Below are 19890 nucleotides of genomic sequence, written 5' to 3'. Positions count from 1 at the left end.
TCAAGCGGCGGATCATGCTCGGAACCTATGCGCTGTCCAGTGGGTATTACGACGCCTACTACGGCCAAGCGCAGAAGGTTCGAACGCTGATCGCGCAGGACTTCGCCAATGCGTTTGCCGACGTGGACGTGCTGATCTCACCGACGGCGCCAACCACGGCCTTCAGACTTGGGGAGAAGCTCGACGATCCGTTGTCGATGTACCTCAACGATGTCGCCACCATTCCGGTGAACCTGGCCGGCAACTGCGCGATGAGTCTGCCGATTGGACTGGCCCCCGAGGATGGGCTACCGGTAGGCCTGCAGATCATGGCCCCGGCCATGGCCGACGACAGGCTCTACAACGTCGGAGCTGCGATCGAGGCGGCGCTCTTCGACCGATGGGGACACCTGCTGATCGAGGAGGCTCCGACGCTATGACGACCACCGCGGTGAAGTATGACGACGCACTCGCTCGCTACGTGCCGGTGCTGGGGTTCGAGGTTCACGTCGAACTGTCGACTCAGTCGAAGATGTTCTGTGGTTGTCCCACCGAATTCGGTGCGGCACCGAACACGCAGGTGTGTCCCACGTGCCTGGGCCTGCCCGGTTCTTTGCCCGTTGTCAACCAGGCCGCCGTCGAAGCCACCATCAAGATCGGGCTCGCACTGAACTGTTCGATCGCCGCGTGGTGTCGGTTCGCGCGCAAGAACTATTTCTATCCGGATATGCCCAAGGACTACCAGATCAGCCAGTACGACGAGCCACTCTGCAGTGACGGCTGGCTCGACGTGGACGTGGTGGATGAGTCCGGTGAACACCGAACCGTCCGGGTCGAGATCGAGCGCGTCCACATGGAGGAGGACACCGGCAAGTTGCTGCACACCGGCGGGGACACCGGTCGGATCCACGGAGCGGACTACTCGCTGGTCGACTACAACCGTGCGGGCGTGCCGTTGATCGAGATCGTGACCAAACCGGTCGAGGGTGCCGGATCACTAGCGCCAGAGGTAGGTCGGGCATACGTGACCCAACTGCGTGAACTCGTGCGCGGCCTGGGGGTGTCAGATGTCCGGATGGAGCAGGGCTCGTTGCGGTGTGACGCCAACGTCTCGTTGATGCTGCCGGACGCCGGGCAACTCGGCACTCGCACCGAAACCAAGAACGTGAACTCGTTGCGATCAGTTGAACGCGCCGTGCGCTCGGAGATTATCCGGCAGGCCGGGGTGCTCAATGCTGGCGACAAGGTTGTCCAGGAAACTCGCCACTTCCACGAGAACGACGGCAACACCACCTCCGGTCGGGAGAAGTCCGATGCGGAGGACTATCGCTACTTCCCCGAGCCGGACTTGATTCCGATTGCACCCGATCCGGCGTGGATTGAGCAACTGCGAGCTGACTTGCCGGAGCCGATCGCGTTGCGGCTGGCGCGCATCCAGGCCGACTGGGGACTGTCGGACTTCGACATGGCTTCGGTGGTCCACGCCGGCGCGGTGGAGTTGGTGCTGGCCACGGTCGATGCGGGCGCCGATCACTCGGCAGCCCGCAAGTGGTGGCTCGGCGAACTGACTCGGGTTGCCAACTCTGAAGGGGTCGAGTTGGCGGACCTGGCGATCACCCCGGCACAAGTCGCCCGACTCGCGGCGTTGGTCGACGAGGGAGGCCTCAACGACAAGCTCGCGCGCAAGGTCATCGAGGGTGTGCTGGCTGGCGAAGGTGACCCTGACGAGGTGGTGGCGGCCCGCGGGCTGGCAGTCGTGTCCGACGACGGTCCACTGCTGGCGGCCATCGATGAGGCCGTCGCGGCTAACCCCGACGTTGTCGAGCGAATCGCCGGCGGCAAGCCGCAGGCGGCCGGAGTCATCGTGGGCGCGGTCATGAAGGCGACCCGGGGTCAAGCCGATGCCGGTCGCGTACGGGAATTGCTGTTCGAGAAGCTTGGCGTCGAAGCCGGTTAGCTTGGCAGGCTGCTGGCCGAACATTCGAAGCAGTTCGGCGGCAGGCTTGCGGTTGACGCCGCGTCAAGCTCTACCGTCGTTGGCATGGAAGATATCGCCAGCGGTCAGCTCATCCCGATCCAGCAGTTGGTCAAGCTGGCTGGCGTCTCGTCACGAACCCTGCGCCACTATGACGACGTCGGTTTGCTGGCGCCGGCCGCCGTTGCCAGCGGTGGGGTCCGAATGTACGGCCGCGAACAGTTGCTGCGACTGCAGCGGATCCTGCTCATGCGCGAACTCGACCTTGGCCTTGAGCTGATTCAGTCGATTCTTGCTGAGCAGACGACCGAAGTCGAGGCGTTGCGGCAACACCGGTTGCAGGTCGTTGACCGTCAGGCACAACTCGATCGCCTCCTGGCGACGGTCGATCGAACGATTGAAGTATTGGACGGAGGTCCGAGTATGAGCACGGGAGAGGTCTTTGCCGGTTTTGACCCGGCGAAGCAGCAGGAGTACGAGGCCCAACTGGTGGAGCGTTACGGGCCCGAGGCGCAAGTGCTGATTGATCAGAGTTGGCGTCGGGTTGGCAAATTGGACAGGGAACAGGCGGCCGAGATAGCCGAGGGCTTCCAGTCCGTGGAGATCGCCTTGACCGAGATGGTCCAGGCCGCAGTGCCGGCCGACGATGACGGGGTGCAGGCACTTATCGCCCAACACTTCGCCGTCGTTTCGCAATTCTGGACACCGGACGCGCAGTCGTACGCCGGACTCGGGCAGATGTACGTCGACAGTCTGGATTTCCGGGCACGTTATGACGCGCTGGACCCGCGGCTTGCCGAATTCTTGCGTGACGCCATGAATATCTACGCTAGTAACGCGCTGGCGAGCGGCTAGGCGGAGCGTGGTTGCCGGTTGCCCGACAACGGTCAGGTTGCCGTGCTGGGCTGGACCTCGTGGTCGAAGAAAGTCTGGCCAGCGACGGTACGGACGTCGATGACAGATTCGCGGGGCTCGTGGATCCGCTGGTCGGCAAGTTCAGATCGTTCCAGCACCCCGTCGAGCATCGCCATAATCTCGTCGGGGAACTCCAGCGGCAGGAAGTGAGTCCCCTGCAATACGTGGATTTCGGCATGCTCGATCTGCTCGGCAAACCCGACGACGTCTCGCATTGACGTCAGCGCATCCAAGCCGCCAGCGGCCACGGTGATGGGTACTTGCACAAACGTAGGATCGATCGGCTCGTGTTCGCCAGCCGCCGGGAACATATGGAAGTACCAGGCGAAATCGTGCGCCGCAAATGCTTCCATCCACGCGACCACATCCTCGGATTTGGCGGTCGGCATGATCACCCGGGTGTTTCGCAGGAAGTCTGCCAGCAGGCGGTTCTTGGGTACGGTGCGTGCCAACACGTTCAATTGCGGCGAGATGAACTCGCCGATTCTTGCCGCCGCCAAACCGAGCGGTTTGCGCAGTGGTCGCGGCACCATGAGCGGCGCGAATGCGGCTTCCAACGTCCCGCCGGGAACGCCTGCACACATCACCAGCCCGGCGACCCGATCGGGCGCTCGCTTGGTTATCTCGAAACTGATGTTCACGCCGTAGGACCAGGCCAGCAGGATCACCTTGTCCAAGCCCATCAGGTCCATCAGGGCGAAGGCATCGGCAACGTGGTCGTCGATGCGAATGCGCTCGCGGTCGGCCGGTTTGTCCGAGCCAAGTCCACCACGGTGGTTGTAGCCGAACACGCGGTATCCGCAGTTCGGATCAAGCAGCCGCGGCCAGGCTTCCGGCGGGACACCGAGGCCATTGCACACCAAGACGGTGGGGCCTTCACCATTGTTGGTCCACCCGAGCAGCGTCGTCCCATCCGCTGACTCGTACCGGAAGGTCGAGTACACAACTCCTAGGGTGACATGGATCGACTCGTCGCGATGCGTAGGCTTGCGAACATGTCTGATTTGAAGCCCCGAAGCAAAGACGTCACCGATGGCCTGGAGCGGGCGGCCGCTCGCGGCATGTTGCGCGCGGTAGGCATGGATGACGACGACTTCGCTAAGCCCCAGATCGGGATCGCCTCGTCGTGGAACGAGATCACCCCGTGCAACTTGTCGCTCGCCCGCTTGGCAATCAACGCCAAGGAGGGTGTGCACGCGGCCGGTGGCTTCCCCATGCAGTTCGGAACTATCTCGGTCTCTGACGGTATTTCGATGGGTCACGAGGGGATGCACTTCTCGCTGGTCAGCCGCGAGATCATCGCCGACTCAGTCGAGGCCGTGATGCAAGCTGAGCGGCTCGACGGGATGGTCACCTTTGCCGGGTGTGACAAGAGCCTGCCCGGCATGTTGATGGCATCGGCGCGCGTGGACGTCGCCAGCGTCTTCGTCTACGCCGGTTCGATCCTGCCCGGTCGGGTAGGGGATCGGGACGTCACCATCATCGATGCATTCGAGGCGGTCGGTGCATGCTCACGTGGGCTCATCAGCCGCGCAGATGTCGACGAGATCGAACGCGCGATCTGCCCCGGCGAAGGCGCCTGTGGCGGGATGTACACCGCCAACACGATGGCCAGCGCGGCCGAGGCGATGGGGATGTCGCTGCCGGGTTCAGCCGCGCCGCCGGCCGTTGATCGCCGTCGGGATGGCTTCTCGCGCCGTTCCGGCGAGGCGGTGGTGGAGCTCATCCGGCAGGGGATCACCACTCGCGACATCATCACCCGGGAATCGCTGGAAAACGCGATCAGCATCGTGATGGCATTCGGCGGTTCCACCAACGCGGTGTTGCACCTGCTGGCGATCGCGCACGAGGCCGACGTCGACCTTGAGATGGCCGACTTCCAACGCATCGGTGAACGAGTCCCGCTGCTGGCCAACGTCAAGCCATTCGGCAAGTACGTGATGAGTGACGTCGACCGCGTGGGTGGAGTTCCGGTGGTCATGCGGGCGCTTTACGACGCTGACCTGATCAACGGTGATTGCATGACGGTCACCGGCAAGACGGTCGCAGAAAACATTGAGGCACTGACTACGCAGAATCCCGATGGCGAGATTTTGCGAGCAATGAAGTCACCGCTGGACAGTTCTGGTGGCATCACGATCCTTGGCGGTTCCCTTGCTCCGGAGGGAGCCGTCTGCAAGAGCGCTGGCATCGGAGTGGACACATTCGAGGGCGTGGCCAAGGTGTTTGACCGTGAACGGTCAGCGATGGATGCGCTGGAGGACGGCAACATCCAGGCTGGCGACGTGGTGGTCATTCGATTTGAAGGACCCAAGGGTGGGCCGGGCATGCGTGAGATGTTGATGATCACCGGCGCGATCAAGGGTGCCGGTTTGGGCAAGGACGTGCTGCTGCTCACCGATGGTCGCTTCAGTGGCGGCACGACCGGGCTGTGCGTCGGTCACGTTGCTCCCGAAGCCCACGATGGCGGGCCGATCGCTTTAGTCCGCGATGGTGATCGCGTTCGCATCGATCTCAAGGCACGAACGCTCGACCTACTGGTCGAGGCCGACGAATTGCAACGCCGCCGAGCCAACTTCGCGCCACTCCCACCCCGGTACACCCGCGGCGTCTTGCACAAGTACGCCCGCCTCGTCGGCTCTGCATCCAAGGGCGCGGTCTGCGACTAACCCGCTCAAACGAGGAAGTTACCCAGCGGTATGGCTGTTTCCCGGCCGGGAAACAGCCATACCGCTGGGTAACTTCGCAGGGTGGCGGGTGTGCAGGAGACGTAGGTCATAGGGGCCGGGGATGACAGCGGCGCAGGCGGGTGGTTATCCTCGACTCGTGCGTTACACCGACCTCGTAGTACGCAGACCGCGCGTCAGCTGAGCAGAACTCAGCAGCCGCGCGACCCCTCGATGCCCTCCGGGCCGGGGGGTTTCTTGTTGCCCGGCGGTCCGGGTGCGATCCACCCAACCGCCGGGCAACAAAACACCAGCTTCGATCCACGACAGGTTCGATCGCACACGACAGCAACGAGTGAGGACGTAATGACCGAGGTGACGAACGGGACTCCGATGTCCGGCGCCGCGAGCTTGATCCGATCGCTGGAGGCCGCCGACGTCGACACGGTCTTCGGTATTCCGGGTGGGGCGATCCTGCCCGCGTACGACCCGTTGATGGACTCTGCTTCCGTGCGTCACATCCTGGTTCGGCATGAGCAGGGCGCTGGCCACGCGGCTGAGGGATACGCCTACAGCTCGGGCAAAGTGGGTGTCTGCATGGCGACATCGGGACCAGGCGCAACCAACCTGGTCACACCGCTGGCCGACGCCTACATGGATTCGGTGCCGATGGTTGCGATCACTGGCCAGGTCGCCAGCGCGGCGATCGGCACTGACGCGTTTCAGGAGGCCGACATTCGCGGCATCTCGATGCCGATCACCAAGCACAACTACCTGGTGACCGACCCGGCCGAGATTCCGCGTGCCGTCGCGGAGGCGTTCTACCTGGCGAGTACGGGGCGCCCCGGACCGGTCCTGGTGGACATATCGAAGGACGCACTGCAGGCCCAGACCACCTTCACCTGGCCGGACTCGATCGACCTCCCCGGCTACCGCCCGAAGACCCGTCCACACGGCAAGCAGGTGCGTGAGGCCGCTGGCCTGATTACCAGCGCACGCAAACCCGTCCTCTATGTCGGTGGCGGCGTGGTTCGCTCCGGAGCTTCCGAGCAGCTTCGCAAGCTCGCAGAACTCACCGGCGCCCCAGTCGTCACCACGTTGATGGCGCGCGGTGCCTTCCCGGACTCACACGCGTTGAACCTCGGCATGCCCGGAATGCACGGCACGGTTGCCGCCGTGGGTGCCCTGCAGCGCAGCGATCTGATCATCGCGTTGGGCACCAGATTCGACGATCGCGTCACCGGCCACCTGGCGTCGTTCGCCCCTGACGCTGCCATCATCCACGCGGACATTGATCCGGCCGAAATCGGCAAGAATCGTCACGCCGATGTGCCGATCGTCGGCGATGCCCGGGAGGTCATCACCGAGCTGATCAACGCGATCGAGGTCGAACATGCGGCGGGCCGGGTGGGCGATTACGAGGGTTGGTGGCGCCAGCTCAATGAGTGGCGCGCGCAGTTCCCGCTCGGGTATGACCGCCCATCCAATGGTGAGGTCGCCCCGCAGTACGTGATCGAACAGATCGGCCAAGTCGCTGGACCGGATGCCTACTACGTGGCCGGTGTCGGCCAACACCAAATGTGGGCGGCCCAGTTCGTGGAGTACGAGAAACCAGGTCACTGGATCAACTCCGGCGGCCTGGGCACAATGGGATTCGCCGTGCCCGCCGCAATGGGAGCCAAGGTCGGCTCACCTAACAGCGTCGTCTGGGCGATCGACGGCGACGGCTGCTTCCAGATGACCAATCAGGAACTCGCCACCTGCGCTATCAACGACATCCCCATCAAGGTGGGGGTCATCAACAACGGAACGCTTGGCATGGTGCGCCAGTGGCAGTCGCTGTTCTACAACGAGCGTTACTCGAACACCGATCTGAATACCCACCTCATTCCGGACTTCGTCAAGCTCGCCGACGCCTATGGCTGTCACGGGTTGCGTTGCGACTCACCGGACGACGTGACCGCCACGATCGAGAAGGCAATGAGCCTCAACGACGCACCCGTGGTCATCGATTTCCAAGTGCACAAGGACGCGATGGTGTGGCCGATGGTTCCAGCCGGAACCAGCAACGACAAGATCACGGTGGCGCGCAGCCTGGCGCCGGCGTGGGACCGGGAGGAATGAGATGAGCCGTCACACTTTGTCGGTGCTGGTCGAGAACAAGCCGGGTGTCCTGGCGCGGGTGGCGGCCCTCTTCAGTCGCCGTGGGTTCAACATCGAGTCCCTCGCGGTGGGCCCGACCGAGGTCCCGACGATCTCCCGGATGACGATCGTTGTCTCCGTCACGGGTCTGCCGCTGGAGCAGGTGACCAAACAACTGAACAAGCTGATCAACGTCATCAAGATCGTTGAGCTGGAGGCTCCCACCACCGTTTCCCGTGAGCTCATCCTGGTCAAAGTCAGGGCAGACATGGAGACCCGCTCCCACGTGTTGGAGACGGTGAACCTCTTCCGCGCCAAGGTGGTCGACGTCGCACCTGACAGCGTCACGATCGAGGCCACGGGAGCCACCGGCAAGCTTGAGGCACTACTGAAGATGCTCGAGCCATTCGGCATCAAGGAACTGGTGCAGTCGGGCATGGTCGCCATGGGTCGGGGACCACGGTCGATCACCGACCGTTCGTTGCGCAGTGCCGGCTGAGGCCAGCGAGCGGGCGGGCTCGCAGACGCGAGCGCTGCCAACTGCAGACAGAGCGCCGCTCTACTTTGGAATTGCCGCTCTCTGTTGGGCCTTCGCGGCGTTCCTGGCTGTCTCGGCCGCCACCCACGCAGACTGGCTAAGCACTTCCGACTACCGAGTAGGCAGTTGGTTTGTCGATCTCGACGCACATGCCCACTGGCTCAAACAACTGACCCTGGTTTGGCACTGGGGCGAGGGTCCGATTGGTTCGACGGTCTTCACGATCGTCGTCGCAGTGGCACTACTCGCTACCCGACATCGGGGCTGGGCTGGCTACTTGATCACCTGCGCTATTGGCGGAGTCGTGATCAGCGAGACGGTCAAGCATCTGGTGGATCGTGCCCGGCCCAGTTGGCCCGATCCGCTGATCACCGAGGTCGGCGGATCGTTCCCCTCCGGGCACACGATGAGTGGGATCTACGTGTGGTCAGTCGTAGGGCTGATCGCGATGTATGTCATCAGTGGGCGTGTAGGCACAGGGTTGGGTTGGGTCCTCGTGGTGTTTGGGCTGCTCGCCGGACCGAGCAGGCTGTTCCTCGGTGTCCATTGGCCCGCTGACGTAGTCGGCGGCTGGATGCTCGCGCTCGGATGGGTTCTGATCGTCTCTGCCCTCGCGTTGATCATCCGTAACCGGCGCAGCATGCAAGGTCCGGAGTTGGCCGCCGTGAGCACGCCAACCGGTGGCTAACGTAGGCTTCCCGCAGGCAAGAACTGACAATCTTCATGATGGAAAACCACCAATCCAGACCAATAAGGAGACCGAACGATCGTGGCTGAGCTCTTCTACGACGCAGATGCAGACCTGTCCATCATCCAGAGCCGCAAGGTTGCGGTGCTCGGGTACGGTTCGCAAGGCCACGCGCACGCCCTGAGCCTGCGTGACTCCGGGGTCGATGTCCGGGTCGGTCTGGCCGAGGGTTCCAAGAGCCGCGCCAAGGCAGAGGCTGCTGGACTCCGCGTCGTCGATCCTGCGACCGCGTGTGTCGAGGCTGACCTCATCATGGTGCTGGTTCCCGATCCGGTTCAGCGCGGCCTTTACGCAGAAGCCATCGAGCCGAATCTGAACGCTGGCGATGCGCTGTTCTTCGCCCACGGCTTCAACATTCGGTTCGACTACATCAACCCACCGGACAACGTTGACGTCTGCATGGTCGCTCCGAAAGGCCCTGGTCACCTGGTTCGCCGCGAGTACGAGGCTGGGCGCGGCGTGCCCGCGATCGTTGCGGTGGAACAGGACGCCACCGGTAATGCCTGGCCACTGGTGCTGTCGTACGCGTCGGCGATCGGAGCACTTCGCGCGGGCGGGATCAAGACCACCTTCACGGAGGAGACCGAGACCGATCTGTTCGGCGAGCAGGCGGTGCTCTGTGGCGGAGCATCTGAGTTGGTCATGAAGGGCTTCGAGGTGCTCACTGAGGCGGGTTACCAGCCCGAGGTTGCCTATTTCGAGTGTCTGCACGAGCTCAAGCTCATCGTTGATCTGATGTACGAGGGTGGCATTGCCAAGCAGCGCTGGTCGGTTTCCGACACCGCTGAGTATGGGGACTACGTCTCCGGCCCGCGCGTCATCGACGACCGCGTCAAGGACAACATGAAGGCTGTGTTGGCCGACATCCAGTCGGGTGCTTTTGCCAAGCGATTCATCGACGATCAGGACGCTGGCGCTCCAGAATTCAAGTCAATGCGCGAAGCTGCCGAAAAACACCCCATCGAGGCCACCGGCCGCGAGCTGCGCAAGTTGATGTCGTGGGTCGATGCCGGTGACGACGACTATGTGGAGGGGACAGCTGCCCGTTGAGCCAACGCGCGATCCGAGCAGCACCGTGGGTGTTGCTGGCGATCGCGGTGCTCATCAAGGCTGCCTGGTACCTACCGCCGTGGCTAGGTGACTTCCGGGTTTACCACACGGCGGCCGCTGCGCTGCTGCACGGCCAGCCGCTCTACGACGTATCGGTTCCGTATGTTGACCCTACGGTCAACCAGGGCACACTGGTATTCACCTATCCGCCGTTCGCGGCGGTGCTGGTGATCCCGTTTGCCTTCCTGAGCGCCAGTACTGCCGGTCTGATCTTCTTTGTCCTGAACTTCGTGCTCCTCGCCGTTGTCTGCCGCATCGTCGGCGGGCAACTTGAGGCCGTTGCGGGTCGGACGTTGCCGTGGAGTGGGTGGCCGTTGGCTGTGGTTCTGATAGCTGTGGCGCTGGTTGAACGGCCTGTTGTGCATCTGTTCAATCTGGGTCAGATCGGCCTGGTGCTGATGTTGATGATCTTGCTAGACACGTTTGTCGTCGTGCGGGGTCGCGGCGTCTTGACGGGGCTTGCGACTGGAATCAAGGTCACCCCGGGTCTGTTCCTCCTGCTCATGGCGACGACTCGGCGCTGGCGGCAGTTCTGGGTCGGGTGCGCGACCTTCGCAGCAACGGTGCTCGTCGGCTTCCTCATCCAGCCGGCAAGTGGCTGGCGCTACTGGACTGAATTGATCTTCGATTCCGAGCGTGTTGGCAATGCCGCCCGCACCGACAACTCGTCCGTTCTTGGGGTGGTGACCCGAGCGGTCGAACCGCCGTACGCGCAGATCGTCTGGCTGGTTATCGCGGTCGCCGTGTTGGCGGCAGGAACGTGGCTCGCGACGGATTGGTGGCGTCGCAACCGGCTGGTGAGCCTGTGCGTCATGGCAGTTGCGGGCCTGGTGGCATTGCCGATCTCGTGGGACCACCATTGGATCTGGATCATCGCCATCGTGCCGGTTTTCGGATTGTTGGCCCTGCGGGGTTGGCGTGCAGGCCATCGCGCGGCCGCCGCTTGGGCCGGGCTGGCCGCCGTGACGCTGTTTGGTGTGTCGGTGGGGCACCCGGAGTCGTACGCAGCGAAAATCCTCGTGGGTACCGGCGAACTCACACCAACGGCGCAACTGTTGGTCACGGGCTATTCAGTCGCTGGCCTCCTGATCCTCGTTGCGGCGTGGCGAGCCCGCGTGATAGTGCCGCGGACAACAGAAGACAACTCGCTGCGAGAGCCTGCCCAGATGGGTTCGTGAAAACTTTCACAAGCTTGCTCGTTACACTCAAGGTTCACGGTTCGACCACTCTGGTCCAACCCACATCGCCACTTGGCTAAGGAGTACGGCGCGTGTCCAAGCCCATCGTGCTGATCGCAGAAGAACTTTCCCCGGCGACTATTGAGGCGCTCGGTCCCGACTTTGAGGTACGCCATTGCGACGGCGCTGATCGCGCCGAGCTATTGCCCGCCATCGCCGATGTAGACGCAATTCTGGTGCGCTCGGCAACGCAGGTAGATGCCGAGGCCATCGCGGCAGCAAAGAACCTGAAAGTCGTTGCCCGCGCGGGCGTTGGGCTCGACAACGTGGATGTCGACGCTGCCACGAACGCTGGTGTCATGGTCGTCAACGCACCAACGTCGAACATCGTGTCCGCGGCAGAACTCGCGGTGGCGCTGCTGTTGGCGAGTGCCCGCAATATTTCCCCCGCACACCAGGCCCTGCGCAACAACGAATGGAAGCGCTCGAAGTACTCCGGCGTGGAACTGTCCGACAAGGTCGTCGGCGTTGTTGGACTCGGTCGCATCGGGCTGCTGGTCGCCCAACGACTGTCGGCCTTCGGTGTTCAGCTGATTGCCTATGACCCGTTCGTGCAGCCTGGTCGCGCCGCCCAACTCGGCGTGCGCATGGTCGAGTTGGATGAGCTGCTCGGCGAGAGCGATTTCATCACCGTTCACCTGCCGAAGAACAAGGAGACGCTAGGCCTCATCGGTGTCGAGGCGCTGACCAAGGTCAAGCCGACCGTCCACATTGTCAACGCTGCCCGCGGTGGCATCGTGGACGAGCAAGCCCTGTTCGACGCGCTGTCGCAGGGCCGGGTTGCCGGTGCCGGATTGGACGTCTACGCCAAGGAGCCCTGCACCGATTCACCGCTTTTCACTCTGGACAACGTCGTTGCGACACCGCACCTCGGCGCCAGCACCGACGAGGCGCAGGAGAAGGCCGGCGTGGCTGTGGCCAAGTCGGTGCGCCTCGCTCTCGCCGGTGAGCTTGTTCCGGACGCGGTCAACGTCAAGGGCGGAAGCATCGACGAGCCGGTGCGTCCCTACGTCGAACTCGCCGAGAAGCTTGGTTGCATTGCATCGACCCTCGCTCCCGCGCCGATCGACCAAGTGCGCATCGAAGTCGGCGGTGAATTGTCCGAGAACGACGTGCAGGTGCTAGAGCTTTCGGCGCTTAAGGGTGTCTTCGCCGTGTTAGTCGAAGATCCCGTCAGCTACGTGAATGCCCCGGTGCTGGCCGCCGACCGGGGCGTCTCGACGGAGATTCTCAAAGAGGTCGAGTGCGAGGATCACCGCTCTATCGTCCGCGTTCGGCTCGCGCTCACGGATGGCCGCTCAGTGTCGGCCGCTGGAACTGTTTCTGGCCTTCGTGACATCGAGAAACTCGTTGAGATCAACGGTTTTGAAATCGACGTGCCCGTCAGCGACCATATGGCTTTCTACACGTACGCGGACAAGCCCGGAATCGTCGGTGCTGTCGGTCAGATCCTCGGCGGAGCGGGCGTAAACATCGCGGGAATGCAGGTCAGCCGTACCAAGGCTGGTGGCGAGGCGTTGATAGCGCTGACGGTCGACTCAGCGATCCCCACCGACGTGCTCGACCAGATCGCTGCTGGCATCGGTGCTGAAGCCGTCAATGCGGTAGACCTCGTCTGAGGCTGGCCACCTCAAACGGCGGGGGTCAGACCCCGGCCAACCGTCGGATGTTCGAGCTACTTCGGGTTCTCTGACAGCACTCGGCCGTTGCGTAGCGCTTGAAATTGCCGAATCGAAGGGTTCAAGTGGCTACAAGCGCGATCTGCGGGCACAGTGGGCGCAGCAATTCAAGTGATTTGTGGAGATGCAAGATCACTTTTGGCTGCAGCGTTCGGGTGTCGGAGGTGGCTGTGAGTAGTCCGCCATCCGTCGCTGCGCGCAAACAGCCGCCCACAGCCGATCTGCCGAACCACGTAGACGAACGCCTCCTGATCGTGGGCGCGTTCGTGCTCTACCTTGCATTGGTGCCTATCGCACGAACGACCGTCTTTTCCCCCGAATTGCATGTCGCGGTCTTTTGGATGCCGGTCGCCGTTTTTGTCGCTCTCGTCGCTCGGTTGCCAATGCGCTGGGTACCAGCGGCCGCGGGCGCACTAGCAGTCGCCGAGTTTGTGGGCACCCAAGTATTTGAGGGAGTCACGCTCGGAACAACTCCGCTGTGGGTGGTCGCAACAACGACGGAAGCGGTCCTGCTCGGCCTCGCGCTGAAAGTGGTTGGCGCAACTGAACTGCGTCGACCAGTCGAGTTGGTGAAGTTCACGGCCCTGACGATCCTGGTGGTCCTGCTGACCGCCACAGTGGGCGGGCTCGCGGTGAGTGGATCGTTCGGCGGGCAGTGGGTAGACAACTTCTTTGCGTGGTGGCTCGGCGACATGTCCGGCATCTTGATCGCGGCGCCGATCTTCCTGGCATTCCGCCGTCCCCCCGGCATTCGTTGGAAACGGGTCGCTGAGTACCTCGGCAACGCCGTTGTGGTCACTCTGGTTGCCTGCTGGGTATTCCTCACCCAGATCCAAATAGACAGCGTGCCGTTCAAAGTCGCATTGCTGGTGCCGCTACTCGCCTGGATCGCGATCCGATTCGGAATTTCGGCTGCGGGCGTTGTCGCCTCTATTACCGTCACCATCGGTGCAATCGCCGCGACACAGAATCTGGGTCTGTTCCAAGGAACAGATCAGAATGATCGGCTCTTGTTCTCCACGCAGGTCTTCCTGGTGCTGACATGTCTGAGCGCATACGCGGCGGGATCAATCGCCGAGGCGTACCGAAATGCTCGAGTGGAGTTGGCCGCCGAACTCAGCCAGGACTGGCTCACGGGCCTGACCAATCGGCGAGCCATGCTTGAACACATCGTTAGTCCGCCACTGGGCAACATTCGCGGTGCTTGGGTGACCAGGGCGGTCTTGTTCTGCGATCTGCGCGGTTTCAAGCAGATCAACGACACCCTCGGCCACGCTGCTGGTGACGGTGCGTTGGTCGAAGCCGCTCGGCGCATCGAGTCGGCTGTCGGTGGCGCAGGCTTGGTTGCGCGTTTCGGTGGCGACGAATTCGTCGTCCTAATTCACCGTGCGGATGAGTCGGCGATGGTCGATCGACTGACCGAGTCGATCACCGAGAGAGTCAGTGAGGCGATGCCGTTGGGGGATGCATTCGACACGCTCGGCATCGACATCGGAGTGGCCCTGCAGACGTGGCCAGCAACCGATCCGGAAGGAGTGGTACTGCGCGCAGATGTTGCGCTCCTAGAAGCCAAAGGTCGGCCAGATCCAGCCGTCGTGTTCTACTCCGAAGCGCTCGAACGCAAGATGACAGACCGGCTGGCCACTGAGACGCTCATCCGACAGGCGATCGCCGACGACGGGATTGAGGCGTGGTTCCAGCCCGTCATTGAGTCATCCACCTTCGCGGTCGTCGGGGCCGAGGCATTGGCGCGAATTCGGACAGCGGACGGCGTGATACACGGACCAGGGGAGTTCATCGAGGTCGCCGAGGCCAGCGGACTAATCGTCGCCCTCGGGCGCGTCATGCTGCGACAAGCACTCGACTGGCTGCACGACCGTTCCGGCAGCCAGCCAGATTCCCAGGTCGCGGTGAATCTCGCCGTTCTTCAGTTGCTCGATGTTGACTTCGTGACATTCGTCAAGCGGGAACTGGCCGACCGGGACATCGCGCCGAATCGGTTGATCCTGGAGGTTACCGAGCGCGCGCTACTCGACCCGGAATCCCGTGCGGTCAGCGTTTTGGAGGAGCTGGACGCGCTCGGAGTCAGGCTGTCGATCGACGACTTCGGCACCGGCTATGCGAGTCTGTCGGCGCTACGGGTGATGCCCGCCGACATCATCAAGGTCGACCGGTCGTTCGTTCGCGGAATGGTCGAGAATCCTCATGACCGAGCGATCGTCGAAGCTGTCATCCGGATCTCCCACGACCTTGGCCGAGTTGTAGTCGCCGAAGGGGTCGAGACGATCGCCCAACTCGAAATCGTTCGCGAACTCGGCGCCGAGTACATCCAGGGATATCACTTCGGCAGGCCCGTGCCCGCGTCGCAATTCGACTCCCCAACAATCCCCGCACCCCGCGAATGCTCGCCACCGGTTGCGGTGGAACCGTCCTGAAGCTCAGGCGGCACACGTCGGGTAGTCAGTCGGAATCGGCGTCTCGCTGGGCCCGGTTCACCGCGCTGACGACCGCCTTGAGGCTCGACGTGACGATGGATGAGTCGATCCCCACGCCCCACAGCACGCGACCATGGATCGCGCACTCGAGGTAGGAAGCCGCCTTCGCATCTCCGCCTGAAGACAGCGCATGCTCGGCGTAGTCGTGAACCCGCACGTCAATGCCTAGGGAGGACATCGCGTCGCAGAACGCGGCGATCGGTCCGTTGCCGTGCCCGCTGATCTCCACTGGAACGCCGTTGTCGGTCAGTTCGACGTGCACAACGGTGTCGCCATCGACCTCGCTGGAAAGTGCATGTTTCACCAGCGCGAATCGACCCCACGGGACAGCTGAGTTGGGCAGGTACTCGTCGCTAAACGACTGCCACATCTGCCCGCCTGAGACCTCGCCACCCTCGGCATCAGTCAGGCGTTGGATGACCTGGCTGAATTCGATTTGCAGGCGCCGGGGCAGGTCCATCGAATACTCGGTCTTCATGATGTAGGCAACGCCGCCCTTGCCCGACTGCGAGTTAACGCGGATGACGGCCTCGTAGGTTCTGCCGACGTCCTTGGGATCAATCGGCAGGTAGGGCACTTCCCAGCGGAAGTCGTCGATCGCCACCCCAGCCTCGTCGGCGTCGAAGGCCATCGCGGCCAGGCCCTTGTTGATCGCGTCTTGATGCGAGCCGGAGAACGCGGTGTAGACCAGATCGCCGCCGTACGGGTGACGTTCGTTGACCGGTAGTTGGTTGCAGTACTCGACTGTGCGTCGAATGTCGTCGATATCGCTGAAGTCGATCTGTGGATCGATTCCCTGACTGAACAGATTCATGCCCAGGGTCACCAGGCAGACGTTCCCCGTGCGCTCACCATTGCCGAACAAGCACCCCTCGATCCGGTCTGCGCCGGCCATGTACGCCAATTCGGCGGCGGCAACGGCTGTCCCGCGATCGTTGTGCGGGTGCAGCGACAACACCACTGAGTCGCGGTGGTTGAGGTGCCGGCTCATCCACTCGATCGAGTCGGCGTACACGTTGGGCGTCGCCATCTCGACTGTGGCGGGCAGGTTGTAGATCACTTTCCGTTCCGGCGTCGGTTCCCAGACTTCGCTGACGGCGTTGCAGACCTCAACGGCAAACTCCAACTCCGTGCCGGTATACGACTCGGGGGAGTACTCGAAGTAGATGTCCGTCTCCGGCATCGCTTCGGCGTACTTGCGGCACAATTGGGCCCCGTGCACGGCGATGTCCTTGATGCCATCCCGGTCCAAGCCGAAGACCACGCGACGCTGCAGCGTTGACGTCGAGTTGTACAGGTGGACGATCGCCTGCTTGGCACCGCGAATCGACTCGTACGTTCGCTCGATCAGGTGGTCGCGGGCTTGCGTCAGGACCTGGATAGCAACGTCGTCGGGAATCAGATCCTCTTCGATCAACTCCCGGATGAAGTCGAAGTCGGTTTGCGAAGCGGACGGGAACCCCACCTCGATCTCTTTGTAGCCCATGGCGACCAGTAACTCGAACATCCGTCGCTTGCGAGCCGGGGACATGGGGTCGATCAGCGCTTGGTTGCCGTCGCGCAAATCGACCGCACACCAGCGTGGGGCTTGGGTGATGGTCGAGTCTGGCCAGGTGCGGTCGGACAGCGGTACCGGCGCAAAGGGGTGGTAACGGTGAATCGGCATGCCAGAAGGCTGCTGGGCGTTGCGTTCTTCGTATGCGTTCATGTTCGTGGTCTCCAGTGAGGTGCGAAGGTTCGCTTGGTGACCGGTGGCGCTGTAACCGAGATCGGTGGCAGCGCAAAAGCCGCGACTGGGGACCGGTCGGTCAAACCCTGCCGCGGCAGCTAAGGAGGAGACGCAAGCTCGCCACGCAAACAGCGTAACAGGGGACTACTCCACGGCGCCAAAGCGCCGCTGAGGCGGGGAAGTAATCTTCACCCCATGTCCCGCTCATACAAGCTTGCAGTCATCCCCGGCGACGGTATTGGAATAGAGGTCACCGCAGAGGCGCTCAAAGTCCTCCAGGCCGCAGCTGCCCGAGACGACGTCACGTTCGACACCACCGAGTACGACCTCGGCGCCAGGCAATACCACTCGAGCGGCGAGGCGCTGCCCGATGCCGTGCTTGCCCAGCTACGCAGTCATGACGCGATCCTGCTCGGTGCCATTGGCGACCCGAGCGTCCCACCCGGCGTGTTGGAACGCGGACTGCTGCTGCGCATGCGTTTTGAGCTCGATCACGCTGTCAACTTGCGCCCCGTCCAACTTCTTCCCGGTGTGACCTCGCCAGTTGCGACGGCCACAACTGAGACCGTCGACATGATTGTTTGCCGGGAAGGCACCGAGGGCCTTTACTGCGGTGCTGGCGGTTTCCTACGCAAGAACACCGTGGGCGAAGTCGCGACCGAAGAAAGCATCAACACCTGGTCCGGTGTCGAGAGGATCGTGCGCGACGCGTTTGAGCGAGCCGCCGCCCGACCGCGCAGCAAGCTGACGCTGGTCCACAAGACCAACGTGTTGGTTCATGCGGGTGATCTCTACCAGCGGGTCGTCAATGCGGTCGCCGTTGACTTTCCAACCGTCACTGTCGACTACTGCCACATCGATGCTGCGACGATCTACTTCGTCACCGACCCCGGTCGCTTTGATGTGATTATCACCGACAACATGTTCGGCGACATCCTCACCGACCTCGGCGCCGCCGTCGCTGGTGGAATCGGGCTGGCCGCCTCTGGAAACCTGAATGTCGACGGGACCGCACCGAGCATGTTCGAGCCGGTGCACGGCTCGGCGCCGGACATCGCCGGTCAAGGTATTGCCGACCCGACAGCGGCGGTTATGTCAGCGGCCATGTTGTTGGAGCACCTTGGGGAAGCTGCCGCCGCCGAGCGAATCCAGGCCGCCGTCGCTGCAGATCTGGCTAACCGGGCTAACCGGGGCTCACAGACCCGCTCGACCACTGAGATTGGCGATGCGCTGGCGGCCGCTGTCGCAGGCACCGGTTAGTCATTCGAGGACGTCCGCAACGCGCTCTGCGAGCAGTAAGGCACGGGCGCGAGTCGGTCTCGGTCGCCTACTCTGTCTCCACCAGCCCAAGGAGTTCACGTGTCCCAAGATGCCGATCTGTTTGACCTAGAGCTTGCCAGCCATCCGGTGGCTGACGATGTTCGCGACGCGATCCTTGCCGATCCTGGTTTCGGTCGATACTTCACTGATCACATGGCGCGCGTCATCTGGACTTCAGAGAAGGGGTGGCACAACCCCGAGTTGGTGCCCTATGCGCCGATCGCGATTGATCCGGCAACGAACTTTGTGCACTACGGCCAATCGATCTTTGAGGGTTTGAAGGCCTATCGGCACGGTGACGGATCCATCGCGACCTTCCGGCCAGAGAAGAACGCGGAACGGTTCCGAGCCTCGGCACGCAGGCTCGCGATGCCTGAGTTGCCCGACGAATATTTCCTCGGATCATTGGATATTTTGCTAGAGCAAGACCGGGCCTGGGTGCCCAGCGGGGAAGATCGATCGCTGTATTTGCGCCCATTCATGTTCAGCACCGAGGTCGGCTTGGGAGTACGTCCGGCGGATTCCTATAGCTACCTGCTCATTGCGTCGCCAGCAGGCCCCTACTTCCCGCAAGGCGTCAAGCCCGTCAGCGTGTGGCTATGTGAGGACTATGTGCGGGCAGCGCCGGGCGGAACCGGGGAGGCTAAGTGCGCGGGTAACTACGCGGCTTCGCTGGTCGCCCAGGCGGAGGCGATCGAGAATGGGTGCGATCAAGTGGTGTGGCTCGACGCGGCCGAGCACCGTTGGGTGGAGGAGATGGGCGGAATGAATCTCTTCTTTGTCTACGGTTCAGGTGAGGATGCGCGGTTGGTCACCCCGCCGCTGTCCGGCGCGTTGCTGCCGGGAATCACCCGAGATTCGCTGATCACGCTCGCCGCAGACCTGGGCATCCCAGTTGAGCAACGGCGCATCAACACCGAGGACTGGCGCAACGACGCAACCTCCGGCGCCTTGAGTGAAGTCTTCGCGTGCGGCACCGCAGCGGTGATCACTCCGGTCGGGGAAGTGAAATCAGCTGCCGGTGGGTGGGAGATCGGTGCTGGCGAGCCAGGTCCGGTGACCATGGCCTTGCGTGATGCCCTGCTTAACATCCAGCTCGGCATCGCCGCAGACCCGCACGGTTGGGTGCACCGGACGGCTTGATGTCGCTGCGCGATCCCGGGCACCTTCGGTTGGCGCAGGGGCGGCGCTGTGTCACACTGACAGCGTGACCTTTGTCGCCATTATTGGCTAGCGCGCCGTCCGCCTCCGTTGGCCCTCGGCGCGCCGCCCCCTGTCCTTGCCGATACGGGGGTTTTTTGATGCCCAACGGAACCCAGACCCGCAGAGCTTGAATAGCAACCGAAGAAGGCAAGA

15 protein-coding genes are annotated in these 19890 nt (G+C 62.9%); 13 read left to right on the top strand and 2 right to left on the bottom strand.

Annotation, left to right across the window (positions count from 1 at the left end; genetic code table 11):
* The 3 genes from KAZ48_06790 to KAZ48_06780 form a co-directional block, all read left to right on the top strand.
* Positions 1–419 (top strand): Asp-tRNA(Asn)/Glu-tRNA(Gln) amidotransferase GatCAB subunit A (locus KAZ48_06790; protein ID MBP7972490.1); only part of this gene is annotated, 419 nt, incomplete at its 5' end.
* A complete protein-coding gene (gene gatB, locus KAZ48_06785) occupies positions 416–1936 on the top strand; it encodes an Asp-tRNA(Asn)/Glu-tRNA(Gln) amidotransferase subunit GatB (GenBank protein ID MBP7972489.1) in 1521 nt (506 codons plus the stop codon). The genes KAZ48_06790 and gatB, both read left to right, overlap by 4 nt.
* Before the next feature lie 84 nt (positions 1937–2020).
* On the top strand, positions 2021–2809 hold the full coding sequence (locus tag KAZ48_06780) for a MerR family transcriptional regulator (GenBank protein ID MBP7972488.1): 789 nt from the start codon (positions 2021–2023) through the stop codon (positions 2807–2809).
* Between the two features lie 32 nt (positions 2810–2841).
* Here KAZ48_06780 and KAZ48_06775 read toward each other — a convergent pair whose 3' ends face one another.
* The gene (locus tag KAZ48_06775) at positions 2842–3813 is read right to left on the bottom strand and encodes an alpha/beta fold hydrolase (GenBank protein ID MBP7972487.1); all 972 of its coding nucleotides are present in this window, start codon (positions 3811–3813) and stop codon (positions 2842–2844) included.
* Positions 3814–3846: 33 nt separating this feature from the next.
* Here KAZ48_06775 and ilvD point away from each other — a divergent pair, with 33 nt between their 5' ends.
* The 8 genes from ilvD to KAZ48_06735 all read left to right on the top strand — a co-directional run bounded on the left by ilvD (position 3847) and on the right by KAZ48_06735 (position 15425).
* A complete protein-coding gene (gene ilvD / locus KAZ48_06770) occupies positions 3847–5538 on the top strand; it encodes a dihydroxy-acid dehydratase (protein MBP7972486.1) in 1692 nt (563 codons plus the stop codon).
* Between the two features lie 231 nt (positions 5539–5769).
* Positions 5770–7659 (top strand): acetolactate synthase large subunit, encoded by a 1890-nt coding sequence (locus KAZ48_06765; protein MBP7972485.1) that lies wholly within the window; start codon positions 5770–5772, stop codon positions 7657–7659.
* A gap of 1 nt (position 7660) precedes the next feature.
* Positions 7661–8176: an acetolactate synthase small subunit gene (ilvN, locus tag KAZ48_06760; GenBank protein MBP7972484.1), complete on the top strand. Its 516-nt coding sequence runs from the start codon at positions 7661–7663 to the stop codon at positions 8174–8176.
* Positions 8166–8903, top strand: coding sequence for a phosphatase PAP2 family protein (locus tag KAZ48_06755; protein MBP7972483.1), 738 nt, complete (start codon positions 8166–8168; stop codon positions 8901–8903). Before ilvN ends, KAZ48_06755 begins: the two co-directional genes overlap by 11 nt.
* A 78-nt stretch (positions 8904–8981) precedes the next feature.
* A complete protein-coding gene (gene ilvC, locus KAZ48_06750; protein MBP7972482.1) occupies positions 8982–10013 on the top strand; it encodes a ketol-acid reductoisomerase in 1032 nt (343 codons plus the stop codon).
* A complete protein-coding gene (locus tag KAZ48_06745; protein MBP7972481.1) occupies positions 10010–11251 on the top strand; it encodes a DUF2029 domain-containing protein in 1242 nt (413 codons plus the stop codon). Before ilvC ends, KAZ48_06745 begins: the two co-directional genes overlap by 4 nt.
* Before the next feature lie 92 nt (positions 11252–11343).
* Complete coding sequence (locus KAZ48_06740; GenBank protein ID MBP7972480.1) at positions 11344–12930, top strand: phosphoglycerate dehydrogenase; 1587 nt, start codon at positions 11344–11346, stop codon at positions 12928–12930.
* Between the two features lie 230 nt (positions 12931–13160).
* The gene (locus KAZ48_06735; protein ID MBP7972479.1) at positions 13161–15425 is read left to right on the top strand and encodes an EAL domain-containing protein; all 2265 of its coding nucleotides are present in this window, start codon (positions 13161–13163) and stop codon (positions 15423–15425) included.
* A gap of 25 nt (positions 15426–15450) precedes the next feature.
* On the opposite strand, the gene leuA is transcribed toward KAZ48_06735, so the two are convergent.
* Entirely contained in the window at positions 15451–17151 is a 1701-nt protein-coding gene (gene leuA, locus KAZ48_06730) for a 2-isopropylmalate synthase (protein ID MBP7972478.1), read from the bottom strand.
* Between the two features lie 258 nt (positions 17152–17409).
* On the opposite strand from leuA, the gene KAZ48_06725 reads away from it, so the two are divergent.
* Positions 17410–18474, top strand: a complete 1065-nt coding sequence (locus KAZ48_06725) for a 3-isopropylmalate dehydrogenase (GenBank protein MBP7972477.1) — start codon at positions 17410–17412, stop codon at positions 18472–18474.
* A gap of 117 nt (positions 18475–18591) precedes the next feature.
* Positions 18592–19677 (top strand): branched-chain amino acid aminotransferase, encoded by a 1086-nt coding sequence (locus KAZ48_06720; protein MBP7972476.1) that lies wholly within the window; start codon positions 18592–18594, stop codon positions 19675–19677.
* Positions 19678–19890 lie beyond the last annotated feature (213 nt).

The organism is Candidatus Nanopelagicales bacterium (assembly GCA_018003655.1).
In the GTDB taxonomy this organism is placed as follows: Bacteria; Actinomycetota; Actinomycetes; order S36-B12; family UBA10799; genus JAGNDY01.
The sequence above is the reverse complement of the archived record's forward strand: the minus strand, read 5'-3'. Positions and strand labels throughout refer to the sequence as shown.